Raw genomic sequence first — 12,586 nt, forward strand, 5'->3', positions numbered from 1 at the left:
TGTCCCCGGCAGATCGACCGGCATCTCGCCGGTCTCCAGGTCCGGTACTGCTTCCCTAGGCGTCCCGGACATGGATTCGGTAGAGCCTCATGCTCTCTCGTCCTGGATTCCAAGCTACTGGGCCACCCCTTCCGCCGCCAGCCCATCCAAGGGATGGAGCGATGGCGGCTGCCGCTCACGCCTCGCTCAGCAGTCCCAGGCTTTTACCCTTTAGTACGGCTTGCGTTCTGCTCTTCACACCCAGCTTGGCGAACAGGTTGTGCAGGTGCCACTTGATGGTGGCTTCCGACAGGTGCACCGCCTGCGCGATATCGCGGTTCGACAAGCCCGCCGCCACCAGCCGCAGGATTTCCCGCTCGCGATGGCTAACATCCTGATTTTCATCGAAACTTTCCGGATCTACGGAGAGCTTCCGGCACTGCTCGCGGAGCAGGTCGGCCAGCCCCTGCCAGGCCGCGGCACGCTTGGGTTCCGCTTCCCTCCAGCTTTCCCACATCGGCAACAGCCACAACGCGTCGTCCTGGAACAGCCGGCGGTAGCCGAGATTCCAGGCTTCCTCGAGCGTGGCGAGGAACAGGCCGATGGCTTTTTCGCTGTTACCTTTCTGCCAATACGCCACAGAAAGTAACAAGGACAAACGCAGCCGCCGATCCCTCTGGTAAGCGGAAGAGTAGCCGGCCAGACAGCTTTCCAGCTTGCTCTGCGCGCGTTCCGCGTGACGCTCGGACAATGCCAGCCGAGCCTCCGCCAGGACCAGGGCGGTCTGTGCGTCGGCGTGCCGCTCGCCGGAGAGCCCGGCAAGATGCCGCTCCAGTTGCAGGCAGACCCTTTCGGCCTCGTTCGGACGGCGCAGCCACAGCAGGAACTGCACCTTGCAGCTCATGGCGTGAGCATAGACACGCTCGTAGCCGGGCGAGAGCAGACCGCTCAGCCATTCGTCGAGTTGCGCCAGCCCCTGCTCGGCGGCACCGGAGAAGAAGCGCGCCTTGGCCATGACCAACTGGCCGCGACTGAGCAGTTCCACCGGCGTCGCGACATCCCGCCAGACCGTCGCCAGCGGTAGTTCGGCGAGCACGCCGGCATGCCGGTCCTGCTCGTAGAGCAGGTCGGCATAGGCCAGCGACAAGGGGCCGCCGACCCGGCTGCGCCGGCCGAATACCTGCTCGACCCGGTTGCGCGCCGACTCGGCGATCGCCCTGCCCCGCTCCAGGTCGCCACTCTCCTTGCAGATCAGAGATTCGATCAGGCTGGTCACCACCTGCAGGTACTCGCTGTCGGCGACTTTCAGGTCCTCCCGCGCGGAACCGATGGCGCCGGCGGCCTCGGCGTAGTCGCCGAGCAGCGCATGCGCCGAAGCCTGCACGCAGAGCAGGCTGGCGCGGAACACCGGCTGGTTGCTCGGGACCATGGACAGCCAGTGACGGGCGACCTTCAGGCAGGCTTCGAGCTTGTCCTGGTAGAGCAACACCAGGGCCTTGAGCACCTGGGCGGCGGCGAGCAACTCGCCGAGCCCGAAGTGCATGACCTTGCCGCGCCCCTGCAAGAGGCGGTGGCTGACCTCCTCGATCAACGCCTCGGCCTCGGCGAAGCGTTGCTCGAACGCCAGTTGCCAGGCGTAGAAGATCTGGAACACCGGATGCTCGCGGATCACCTCGGCGGGAATGCCGTTGAGCATGCCGAGGATGCCGTACACCCGGTTACCGGCGATCAGGCGCGCGCCCTGGCGCTCCAGCAACTCGGCGGCGAACAGGTAGTCGCGGGCGCGAAGGGCGTATTTGATCGCCCGGTCGGCCAGGTCGCGCCCCTCGCACCAGCGCGCCGCCGCATGCAGCAACGGGGTCGGATCGGCATGCCGGGACAGCCGCCCCTGGAGGAACTCGGCGAACAGATGGTGGTAGCGGAACCATTCGCGCTGGTCGTCCAGGGCGATGACGAACAACTGCTCGTTCTGCAGGCGCATGAGCATGTCCAGGCCGTCGCGACGTCCGGTCAGCGCATTGCACAGTTCCGCATTGAACTCGTCGAGCACCGAGGTCTGGTCGAGGAACAGCTGCAGGTCGGCGGGCAGGCTGGCCAGCACGTCTTCCGCCAGGTAGTCGGCGATGTTCCGCTCGGTCCCGGAGAGCCCGCGGAGGAAACCTTCCCGGTCGGTATTGCGACTGAGGGCCAGGGCCGCCAGGTGCAACGCCGTGATCCAGCCTTCGGTGCGCTTGAACAGCAGCTTCAGCTCGCGCTCGCCCAGCTCCAGCCCCTTGAGGTCGAGGAGAAACGCATCGCTCTCCTCGCGCGAAAGTCGCAGGTCTTCCGCACTCAGGCAGAAGGTCCAGGGCTTGAGGGTCGGCTCGTCGACCAGGAAGCGCGGGCGGAAGCGGGTCGAGGCCACCACCCGCACGTGATCGGGCAGGTTCTCGATCAGGTAGCGAACCCCATGCGGCAAGGCGGCGTGGCGGATGCGGTGGAAATCGTCGAGGAACAGGTACAAGGGGCCTTCCAGGCGACGCAGGTCGGCGAGGAAGGCATCCAGGATACCCTCCAGCGGCACCGCGACGTCGGTGCCGAGCAGATTGGCGGTATTGCCGCCGAATGCCGGGACCACTCGCTGGATGCTCGCCAGCAGGTACTGGATCAGACGCTGCGGTTCGCTGTCGGTCTCGTCGCAGGACAACCATGCCACCGCCGCGCCCTGCTCCAGCAGGCGCAGGCGCAACTGGCAGAGGATGGTGCTCTTGCCGAAGCCGGCCGGCGCGCTGAGCACCATCGCGCGTCGCCCGCGGGCCTCGTACAGGCGGTCGATCAGCGCCTGGCGGGGCAACAGCGGCAGCCCTCCGGCGCCTGGCGGGAACAACTTGGTCTGCAACAGCGGGATGGTGCTGGCGGGAACCCCGTCGCGATGGCCCATGGTCAGAGCAGGCTCAGCTCGCGGGCTCGCCGGATCGCCTGGGTGCGATTGCGCACCTTGAGCTTTTCGTAGATGTTGTGCAGATGCCATTTGACGGTCCCCAGGGCCAGCGACAGGCGCTGGCCGATTTCTTCGTTGGATAGGCCCTGTGCGGCCAGGCAGACCACTTCGCGCTCGCGCTCCGTCAGGCCTTCCTCGAGCGCATCCTGGGGCTTGCGCACGCCCTGCCCGGGCCAGATGCCGAGCAGGCCGCGAATGAAGGTCTGTAGCGCCGGCTGGCGCTCGGTGGATTCGAGTTGCTGGAGCAACTGGCGAATGCCGTCGCCTTCCTCGATGAAGAGGCTGCGCACCCCTTCCCGTTCGGCATTGATCAGGCATTCGCCGAGCAGGCTGTTGGCCCGTTCCTGGTAGCCCAGGCGCTGATAGCTGAGCGCCGCCAGGATATCCAGGCGCAGGCGCTGCAGGCCGTGCCAACCGGGCTGCAAGGTGCCGCGCAACTGAGTGATCTCGTGCAGCGCCTCGCTGAAATGTCCTCGCCCCTGCAACAGGCGCACGCGGCTCACGCCCAGCGACCAGTTGACCGGGTTGAAGGCCATGTTGCGGTAGTGTGCCGCCATCTTGTTCCAGTCCACGCTCTTCAACCGCTGCTCGGCGCGCTTCAGGCGGTCGGGGCCGCTGTCCTGGAGGATCAGGTTGATCTCTTCGGCCATGGCCTGGGCGAAGAAGCGCCACGACTGATTGCGCGAGGCCAGGGCCTGCATCGCCGCCAGGCTGGCCAGCGCCTCCTTCGGCCGTCCCAGCAGGCGCTGGGTGCGCGCCAGGCAGATCTGTCCCTGGGCATAGAAATCGATCGGATTGATCACATCCACATGCCCGAGCGCCCAGCCCAGGCGCTCTTCCAGCCCGTCCAGCTCGATCCTGTAGTAGGCGGTCAGGGCCTCGGTGATGGTCGGCAGCGCCAGCGCGCTCCTGGACTTCTCGAACAGCGGCCGGGCACGCTGGCGGAGCCGCTCGATGAGCAGTTGCGCCTGCTTCACCTGGCCCTGCTCGAGTGCGAGGATCACCTCGACGTTGGCCAGTTGCATGTCCAGGTAGCGCCCTTCGAGGAAATGATTGCGCTGCTGCGCCAGCCCCAGCAGGCGCCGCGCCTGGTCGCCCTGGCCACGGACCACCTGGGCCAGCGCGGCGGTGATCAACACCGCCACTTCGAGGAAGGCAGCGTTCTGCCCGAGTTGGACCTCGACCCGGCGAGCCAGGGCGATGCACAGTTCCAGATCGTCCTTCTGCAACGCCACCACCGCCTTCACCGCCAGCGCGGAGAGGTACTGGTCGCCCATCGGCCCGTCGCCGCGGCTCTCCCCCCAGCGCGCCAGCAGTTCGTCGATGATCCGGTTGGCCTCGCCCAGGCTGAGGTCGCTGGCCCGCGACCAGACATCGGTAAGGACCAGGATCGGATAGCGCTCGGCGATTTCGTCCGGCACATGCTTGCGCCAACGGTAGATCAGGCTGAGCTGGCCGCGGTTGATCAGCTCCAGTCCGCATCCGTCGACCAGCGCGGCGATCATCTCCGGGTCTTCCGCCGCACAGGCATGCTCGATGGCGAACGTCGGCATGTGGTGGTTGGTGAACCACAGGCTGGCGTTGAAATGCAGTTGCTTGAAACGGTCCGGATCGGAGTCGCGCAGGCGGTTGCGGAGGAAGTCGGCGAACAGCAGGTGGAAGCGATACCACTGGCGTTCGCGATCCAGCGGCAGGAGGAACAACTGCATGGACTCCAGGCGCTCCAGCAGCGCCTGGCCGTCCTGGCGCCCGGTCAGGGCGTTGGCCAGGTCGCCGCTCAATTGGCTGGCAACGCCAAGGGCCAGCAGCGCTTCCTGCAGGTCGCCAGGCAAGCGTTCGAAGACCGCCGCCAGCAGATAGGCGCTGACCGCCTGCTTGTCGCCGTCGAGCAGGGCCATTTCCTGCACCTGCGGTTGCTGGCGCAGCCACAGGCTGACGAGATGCACGCCCACCACCCAGCCTTCGGTCTGGCCATAGAGCGCCTTCAGGCAGGGCTCGTCCAGATAGAGACCGCTGCGCTCGAGGTATTCGCGGGTTTCCTCGAAGCCGAGGCGCAGCTCCTCGAGGCCGATTTCCAGCAACAGCCCCTTGGCCCGCCAGGTAGCCAGGCTCAGCGCCGGCTGCGAACGCGTGCCCAGGGCCAGGACCAGCCCGGGCGGTGCGTACTGCACCAGGCGGTTGAGGCCGGTGAAGATGTCCGGGTTGCTAACCAGGTGCAGGTCGTCCAGCACCAGCAGCAACGGCCGCGCATAGCGATCGAGATCGCCGAGCAGGCTTTCGATCACCGCCACCACCGGGACCCGCATGGTGTTCTGCAGGTAGGTCTGGGCGTCGTCGCCAAGCTGCGGCACGGCTTCGCCCAGCGCCTCGATGAGCTGCCGGCAGAAACGGGCGGGGTCGTCGTCTTCTTCGGCCAGCGACAGCCAGGCCACCGCCTGGTCTGCTACAGTGCGCTCCCTGGCCAGGGCGGCGAGCGCACAGGTCTTGCCGAAGCCGGCAGGTGCGGAAAACATCAGAACGCGTGAATGGGGATTGCGATCCAGCAGGTTGCGGATCGCGGGGCGAAGAGAATATTCGGCTGGCACCTGAGGCGGCACTATTCTGGAGCGCGAAAGGCTGCCGGCTGCTGGATCCTGTACTGCATCCACGGCCTGTATCCCTGTGTCATTATCATTGTGGTACGGAGCCAAATCTCCGTGGGATATTTCCATAATTAGCAGATCACCCTTCTTACGTAAACTGAAGAAATGGCTCTAGGATCGACGATTCCGGCGAACTAGAATTCCTGACTGTCCCACTACCCCCACTTTCCATGCCCAGTTGTCATGTTCACCCCCTGCCCTACCATAGCGACCCAGGCTGTCTCTTTGCCATCATCCATGAGGCGCCCGGTGCGGTGATGCTCGACTCGGGTCGCCCCATCGCTACCCGTGGACGCTATGACCTTATGAGCGCCTGGCCATTGGCAGAACTGGCGCCGCTGCCCGACGAATCGGCCAACCGTTTCTTCGCCCGCCTACGCGAAGCGGCCGGAAGCCTGGGCCCCGCGCAGCTGCCAGCGCCGTACGAACTGCCCTTCGCCGGCGGTCTGCTGGGCTATTTATCCTACGACCTGGGTCGGCGCATCGAGCGCATCGGCGAACACGCCCGCGATGACCTGGGCCTGCCGCTGGCCTCCGTCGGCCTGTATGCCTGGGCGCTGATCAGCGACCACCAGGCCGGCACCAGCCAACTGGTATTCCACCCGCGATTGGACGAGCGCGAACGCCAGCGCCTGATCGCCCTGTTCAGCGAGGAAACGCAAGGCACGGCCGGCAACTTCAAGCTTCTGGGAAAATTCCGACGGAGCATCAGCGCATCCGACTATCGGCAGGCGATCCGCCGCATCCAGGACTACATCCAGGCAGGCGACTGCTACCAGGTGAACTATAGCCAGCGCTTCCAGGCCGCTTGCAGCGGCTCGCCGTGGCCGGCCTATCGCGCCCTGCGCGAGGCCTGCCCGACGCCGTTCTCCGGCTACCTGCGACTGGCCGACGGCGCGATCCTCAGCCTGTCGCCGGAGCGCTTCCTCAAGCTCGGCAAGGGCAAGGTGGAAACCCGGCCGATCAAGGGCACCCGCCCGCGCGGCAAGACCCCCGAGGAGGACATGGCGCTGGCGGCGTCGCTGCTGGCCAGCCCCAAGGACCGCGCGGAAAACCTGATGATCGTCGACCTGCTGCGCAACGACATCGGACGCAGTTGCCAACCTGGCAGCGTACGGGTACCGGAGCTGTTCGCCCTGGAAAGCTATCCCAACGTGCATCACCTGGTGAGCAGCGTCACCGGCGAACTGGCGCCGGGCAAGGACGCCCTCGACCTGCTGGAAGGCAGCTTCCCCGGCGGCTCGATCACCGGCGCGCCGAAGATTCGCGCCATGCAGATCATCGACGAGCTGGAACCGAGCCGACGCGGCATCTACTGCGGCAGCCTGTTCTACCTCGACGTGCGCGGCGAGATGGACAGCTCGATCGCCATCCGCACCCTGCTGGTCAGGGACGGCCAGGTCAGTTGCTGGGGCGGCGGCGGCATCGTCGCCGACTCGCACTGGGAGGACGAGTATCAGGAAACCCTGGACAAGGTCCGGGTGCTGCTGGAAACCCTGGAAGGAATGGCCGGGACAGCGTCCCCGGAATAGAAAAGAGCCCGCGTTCCGCGGGCTCTTTCATGGGCGGCGCGGCTACAGGCTCAGCGAACGGCTGGAAGCCTTGAGGAACTCGCGCTTGAGGTCTTCGTAGGTATGCACCGCGGGGAACTGGGGAAACTCGCGGATCACGTTTTCCGGGGCATGGAACAGGATGCCGGCGTGGGCCTCGGAAAGCATGGTGGTGTCGTTGTAGGAGTCGCCTGCGGCGATCACCCGGTAGTAGAGGCTCTTGAAGGCGATCACCGACTGCCGCTTGGGATCCTTCTGGCGCAATTGATAGCCGACCACGCGGTCGCTGTCGTCGATCTCCAGCTTGTGGCACAACAGGGTCGGGAAGCCCAGCTGGCGCATCAGCGGCTGGGAGAACTCGTAGAAGGTGTCGGAGAGGATCACCACCTGGAAGCGCTCGCGCAGCCAGTCGACGAACTCCACCGCCCCCTCCAGCGGCTTCAGGGTGGCGATCACCTCCTGGATGTCGCCCAGCTTCAGGCCATGTTCGTCGAGGATGCGCAGGCGCTGCTTCATCAGCACGTCGTAGTCCGGAATGTCCCGGGTGGTCGCCTTCAAGGCGTCGATACCGGTTTTTTCCGCGAACGCGATCCAGATTTCCGGAACCAGCACGCCTTCCAGGTCAAGACAGGCAATTTCCACAGGACTCTCCTCGTAATTTTCTGAACGATGGGGTGACGACGGACGCGGCACTCTAGCCCCTCGCCGAGGGCAAGGCAACGCCGGCTTATTCCTGGAATCAAGGTCGACAGGGGTAAATGGTTATTTAGGGCCATATGCCGCCCTTTGCTACCATTCCCGCCACAGAGCGCAACAGCGCCGCCCAGCACCAGGACCCCAGCCCGATGAGCCAGCCTTTCGACCTTCCCGCCCTCGCCTCCAGCCTTGCCGACAAATCCCCCCAGGACATCCTGAAAGCCGCCTTCGAGCACTTCGGCGACGAGCTGTGGATCTCCTTCAGCGGCGCCGAGGACGTCGTCCTGGTAGACATGGCCTGGAAGCTCAACCGCAACGTGAAGGTGTTCAGCCTCGACACCGGTCGCCTGCACCCGGAAACCTATCGTTTCATCGACCAGGTCCGCGAACACTACGGCATCGCCATCGACGTGCTTTCCCCCGACCCGCGCCTGCTCGAACCCCTGGTGAAGGAAAAGGGCCTGTTCAGCTTCTACCGGGACGGCCACGGCGAGTGCTGCGGCATCCGCAAGATCGAACCGCTCAAGCGCAAGCTCGCCGGCGTGCGCGCCTGGGCCACCGGCCAACGCCGCGACCAGAGCCCCGGCACGCGCAGCCAGGTGGCGGTGCTGGAAATCGACGGTGCCTTTTCCACGCCGGAAAAGCCGCTGTACAAGTTCAACCCGCTGTCGTCCATGACCAGCGAGGAAGTCTGGGGCTATATCCGCATGCTCGAACTGCCCTACAACAGCCTGCACGAACGCGGCTATATCAGCATCGGCTGCGAACCCTGCACCCGTCCGGTGCTGCCCAACCAGCACGAGCGCGAGGGCCGCTGGTGGTGGGAGGAAGCCACCCACAAGGAGTGCGGGCTGCACGCCGGCAACCTGATCAGCAAGGCCTGAAACCGTCGATAGAGCGTATGCAATCGGGGTAAAGTGCGGGTCGAACCCCGAGCGGAGACCCAGCATGCGCATCACCATGGTCAAGAAAGTCCTCGCCAACGGCGAGGACTGCCGCAAGTGCAAGGAAGTCCGGCAACGCCTGGAACAAGGCGGCTACCTGCCGCGCATCCACCGCACCCTGGTGGCCGACGAACGCGACCCGAACAGCGCAGGCTGGATGGTCGCCGCCCAATATGGCGTAGAGACCGCGCCGTTCTTCGTGGTTCGCCACGACGACGGGCGCGAACAGGTCTACACCGTGTTCATGAGCTTCCTCCATGAAGTCCTCGAACCGCGAGCCGAGCAGGCCGCGGACGCCGATCGCGAAGCGCTGGCCAGGCTGGCCGGACGCGACAATCTCGACATGCTCTGAGGGCCAGCCATGAAAAAGCCCGGCACCAGGCCGGGCTTTTTCATGGGCCGAGGCGATCAGTAGACCGGCAGTTCGATGCCGTCGAACAACTCGTCCAGCTCGGCCTTGTTGTGGCATTGCACGGCCTTGGCCAGCAGCTCGCGGGTCAGGTGCGGAGCGAATTTCTCGATGAAGTCGCACATGAAGCCGCGCAGGAAGGTGCCGCGGCGGAAGCCGATCTTGGTCACGCTGGACTCGAACAGGTGGCTGGCGTCGAGGATCACCAGGTCGTTGTCGAGCTTCGGATCGACCGCCATGTGCGCCACGATGCCGACCCCCAGGCCCAACCGCACGTAGGTCTTGATCACGTCGGCATCGGCCGCGGTGAATACCACCTTGGGCACCAGTCCGCGCTGGCTGAAGGCTTCGTCGAGCTTGGAACGGCCGGTGAAGCCGAACACGTAGGTGACGATCGGCTGCTCGGCCAGGGCTTCCAGGGTCAGTTTCGGCAGCTTGGTCAGCGGATGCCCGTGGGGCACGATGACGCAGCGATTCCAGCGGTAGCAGGGCATCATGATCAGGTCGCCGAACAACTCCAGCGCCTCGGTGGCGATGGCGAAGTCGACGGTGCCGTCGGCCGCCATTTCGGCGATCTGCATCGGCGTGCCCTGGTGCATGTGCAGGGAGACGTCCGGGTACTGCTTGATGAAGCCGCTGATCACGTTGGGCAGCGCATAGCGCGCCTGGGTGTGGGTAGTGGCGATGGACAGCGTGCCCTTCTTCTCGTTGGAGAATTCCTGGGCGATCTGCTTGATGCTCTCGACCTTGCGCAGGATCTCGCCGGCGGTATGGATGATCCGCTCCCCCGCCGGCGTCACCCGGGTCAGGTGCTTGCCGCTGCGAGCGAACACCTCGACGCCCAGTTCGTCCTCCAGCAGGCGGATCTGCTTGCTGATGCCCGGCTGCGAAGTATAGAGGCTCTGCGCCGTGGCGGAGACGTTGAGGTCGTGGTGCGCAACCTCCCAGATATAGCGCAATTGCTGAAGCTTCATGGAGATTCCTCGAAAAGGTTGTCGCGACCGGCGATCAAGAACCGAAGGTATATAACCATATTAATGGTTTGAGGAATAAAATTAGACGTTTTTTTTGATTTTGCACGCTTTTTCACCAGCCGACCGCTGGCCTACAGGTCGCGACTACGGTGCTGCAACATCGGCACCAGGTACACCGGTACCTCCGCCAGTTGCACCAGACGCGCGGCAGTCCGGCCCAGCGGCGTGTCGAGCTGGGTGCCGTGGCTATGGCTGCCGGCGACGATCAGGTCCACGGCCAGCTTTTCCGCCTCATCGAGGATCATCTGCGGCGGGTCGCCCTGCACCACCCGCACGCTCTTGACCAGCGCCGCATCCTGGGGCAACTCGCCGAGTTCATCGCGAAACCCTTCCAGGACCCGCTTCTCGATGCTTTCCATGACGTTGTCCAGCCCTTGCGCCCGCAGGTCCTGGAGACGCTCGGTGTCAAGGTAGGTCTGCAGGACCGACTCGGCGAACAGCCCGAGGGGCTCCACCACATGGACGACATAGAGCTCGGCGTTGTAGGCGCGGGTCAGCGACAGGGCGTGTTGCAGGACATAGGGAGCATAGAGCCCCAGATCGGTGGCGTAGAGAATCGAACGAATCATGCGGCCTCCTCGACAGCCTGCGCGGCGGGCCTCATTAGCAGATTAGCAGCAAGCATCCATTCTCCTAGCGTTCCCTGCTGTTTCGGGCTTTTTCCGGCCCGTTGGGGTAAATCCCTTTTCTCCCTGCGAGCGCGGCGCCGGCTGGTCGCCGCGCTCGGCCCTTCAGCGCGGTTGTGCTTCGAGGAAGCGCAACGCCTGGTGCAGCGCCTCGACCCTGGGCATCCGGTAGCCCGCAGCAGCAGCGCGGGCCAGGGGCGCGGCATAGATCGCCGCCAGCTCCAGTGGCCGCCCATGGGCGAAGTCGTGGTACATGCTCGGCCGATAGTCGGGCATCCGCTCGGTCGCCGCCAGCAGTTGGTCCGCATAGCCCTCAGGCAGGATGAAGCCGCAGGCGCCGGCAGCACCGATGACTTCCTCCATGATCGCCTCGATCAGCGACCGACTGTCCGCGTTGGCCATCAGCGGCGCGGTGCTGCTCTTCAGCAATACCGACAGTCCGTTGTAGGGGATGTTCCAGACCAGCTTCTGCCAGCGCGCCTGCTCCAGGTCGGGCATCGCCGTGGACTCCAGCCCGGACTCGCGGAACAGCGCGGCGCCCTCCTCGACGATCTCGCGCCGGCGTCGCTCGTCGGCCGGTCCGGAATGATAGCCGAGATTCACTCCGCCGTAGGCCTGGTGCTCGATCACGCCCGGTTCGCCGCGATGCACACAGATGAAGCAGAGGCCGCCCAGCAGATGCAGGCTTTCCGGCAGCAACGGCCGCAGCCGCTCCTCCACGCCCAGACCGTTCTGCAGCAGCAGAACCTTGGCTCCCGGCGCCGCCGCTGCGCGGATCAGGGGTGCCAGTTCGTCATTGCCGGTGGTCTTGGCGCCCACCAGCAACCAGTCGCAGGGCGGCATGTCCTGCGCCGAATGGTAGGCCTGGACCGGCGCCAGGCGCCGGGAGCCATGCACCGCACTATTCAGGCTGAGTCCGGCGCGATTGACCGCCTCGAACTCGCTGCGCAGGAGAAAATGCACGTCGTGACCGGCATGCGCCAGCATCAGTCCATAGAAGCCGCCGATGGCTCCCGTACCGATGACGCCGATCCGTTGCTGCTTGAAATCCATCAGGGCAACTCCTCAGGTAAAGCGGTCGACCCCGCCAGCACCGCACCCCGCAAGGCTTCCTGGTGCAGCGGAACGTTCAGTGCGCCATGGAAGCGGCCATCACGGACCATGAACAGGGCCGGCAGGTGAAAGACGCCGTAGCGTTCCACCAGGCCGCCATTGCGGCCGGCGTCCACCCAGCACAGGCGCTCGATGGGCAGCTCCATCGCGGGGAGATGGCGCCGGGCCCAGCGGCACGACGCGCAGCCTTCGCTGGTGAATACCAACAGCGAAACCCCTTCCAGGGCAAGCAACTGCCGGTCGGCGTCCAGATCGGTGAGTTCCAGGGACGGCACGCTGCTGACCTCGATAGAAAGGAAGAAATGGATCCCGGCCATCATCCGTATGCTTCGGCTCCTGCGATAGCGCTGGCGCCCTCCTCGGCCAGCGGATCCAGGCAAGGCGCGCCCCTCCGCAGCACCTGCACAATATCGTCCGCGGCGGCCTCGCCTGCAACTCCGCTGGCAGCCTTGGCCCGGAGCAACGAAGAAAACGTGCGCAGAGCGGGGAAAACACCGGCGAACCGCATCCCGCCCATTGTCTAGGCCCGGCCCGACACGTTAAGGTTCGTCTCCCCGTTTGCGAACTTCATGCCTGCGCCCTTTCGCAGGGGGCCTCCCGGCGGCCGGCGCCC

Annotated in this window: 10 protein-coding genes; 3 read left to right on the plus strand and 7 right to left on the minus strand. The window is 65.3% G+C overall.

Annotated features, from left to right (window positions below):
• Positions 1–175: 175 nt before the first annotated feature.
• Positions 176–2,899: a winged helix-turn-helix domain-containing protein gene (locus AC4OR5_RS16135; protein WP_003087788.1), complete on the minus strand. Its 2,724-nt coding sequence runs from the start codon at positions 2,897–2,899 to the stop codon at positions 176–178.
• A 2-nt stretch (positions 2,900–2,901) separates the two neighbouring features.
• A complete protein-coding gene (locus AC4OR5_RS16140; protein ID WP_003120314.1) occupies positions 2,902–5,607 on the minus strand; it encodes a winged helix-turn-helix domain-containing protein in 2,706 nt (901 codons plus the stop codon).
• Between the two features lie 164 nt (positions 5,608–5,771).
• Between AC4OR5_RS16140 and pabB the strand changes: the two genes are divergently transcribed.
• Complete coding sequence (pabB, locus tag AC4OR5_RS16145) at positions 5,772–7,133, plus strand: aminodeoxychorismate synthase component I (protein WP_033942338.1); 1,362 nt, start codon at positions 5,772–5,774, stop codon at positions 7,131–7,133.
• Positions 7,134–7,175: 42 nt separating this feature from the next.
• On the opposite strand, the gene thrH is transcribed toward pabB, so the two are convergent.
• Positions 7,176–7,793 (minus strand): bifunctional phosphoserine phosphatase/homoserine phosphotransferase ThrH, encoded by a 618-nt coding sequence (gene thrH / locus AC4OR5_RS16150; RefSeq protein ID WP_003098078.1) that lies wholly within the window; start codon positions 7,791–7,793, stop codon positions 7,176–7,178.
• Between the two features lie 134 nt (positions 7,794–7,927).
• Between thrH and AC4OR5_RS16155 the strand changes: the two genes are divergently transcribed.
• On the plus strand, positions 7,928–8,731 hold the full coding sequence (locus tag AC4OR5_RS16155) for a phosphoadenylyl-sulfate reductase (protein WP_003120317.1): 804 nt from the start codon (positions 7,928–7,930) through the stop codon (positions 8,729–8,731).
• Between the two features lie 64 nt (positions 8,732–8,795).
• Positions 8,796–9,143 carry a hypothetical protein gene (locus tag AC4OR5_RS16160; RefSeq protein WP_003087777.1) on the plus strand — a complete coding sequence of 116 codons (348 nt, stop codon included), beginning with the start codon at positions 8,796–8,798 and terminating at the stop codon, positions 9,141–9,143.
• Positions 9,144–9,199: 56 nt separating this feature from the next.
• Here the strand turns inward: AC4OR5_RS16160 and cysB are convergent, their stop codons facing one another.
• The 4 genes from cysB to AC4OR5_RS16180 form a co-directional block, all read right to left on the minus strand.
• The gene (gene cysB, locus AC4OR5_RS16165; protein ID WP_003087775.1) at positions 9,200–10,174 is read right to left on the minus strand and encodes an HTH-type transcriptional regulator CysB; all 975 of its coding nucleotides are present in this window, start codon (positions 10,172–10,174) and stop codon (positions 9,200–9,202) included.
• 131 nt (positions 10,175–10,305) lie between these two features.
• A complete protein-coding gene (locus AC4OR5_RS16170; RefSeq protein ID WP_003087770.1) occupies positions 10,306–10,803 on the minus strand; it encodes a universal stress protein in 498 nt (165 codons plus the stop codon).
• Positions 10,804–10,965: 162 nt separating this feature from the next.
• Entirely contained in the window at positions 10,966–11,913 is a 948-nt protein-coding gene (locus AC4OR5_RS16175; RefSeq protein ID WP_003132841.1) for a putative 2-dehydropantoate 2-reductase, read from the minus strand.
• On the minus strand, positions 11,913–12,290 hold the full coding sequence (locus AC4OR5_RS16180) for a thioredoxin family protein (RefSeq protein ID WP_003122849.1): 378 nt from the start codon (positions 12,288–12,290) through the stop codon (positions 11,913–11,915). Before AC4OR5_RS16180 ends, AC4OR5_RS16175 begins: the two co-directional genes overlap by 1 nt.
• Positions 12,291–12,586 lie beyond the last annotated feature (296 nt).

Source organism: Pseudomonas sp. YA1 (assembly GCF_058680555.1).

Bases quoted from the DNA above. Each gene is read 5' to 3' on its own strand.
- AC4OR5_RS16135 (WP_003087788.1), bottom strand. From the start codon at position 2,899: ATGGGCCATCGCGACGGGGTTCCCGCCAGCACCATCCCGCTGTTGCAG.
- pabB (WP_033942338.1), top strand. From the start codon at position 5,772: ATGCCCAGTTGTCATGTTCACCCCCTGCCCTACCATAGCGACCCAGGC.
- AC4OR5_RS16155 (WP_003120317.1), top strand. From the start codon at position 7,928: ATGCCGCCCTTTGCTACCATTCCCGCCACAGAGCGCAACAGCGCCGCC.
- AC4OR5_RS16160 (WP_003087777.1), top strand. From the start codon at position 8,796: ATGCGCATCACCATGGTCAAGAAAGTCCTCGCCAACGGCGAGGACTGC.
- cysB (WP_003087775.1), bottom strand. From the start codon at position 10,174: ATGAAGCTTCAGCAATTGCGCTATATCTGGGAGGTTGCGCACCACGAC.
- AC4OR5_RS16170 (WP_003087770.1), bottom strand. From the start codon at position 10,803: ATGATTCGTTCGATTCTCTACGCCACCGATCTGGGGCTCTATGCTCCC.
- AC4OR5_RS16175 (WP_003132841.1), bottom strand. From the start codon at position 11,913: ATGGATTTCAAGCAGCAACGGATCGGCGTCATCGGTACGGGAGCCATC.
- AC4OR5_RS16180 (WP_003122849.1), bottom strand. From the start codon at position 12,290: ATGGCCGGGATCCATTTCTTCCTTTCTATCGAGGTCAGCAGCGTGCCG.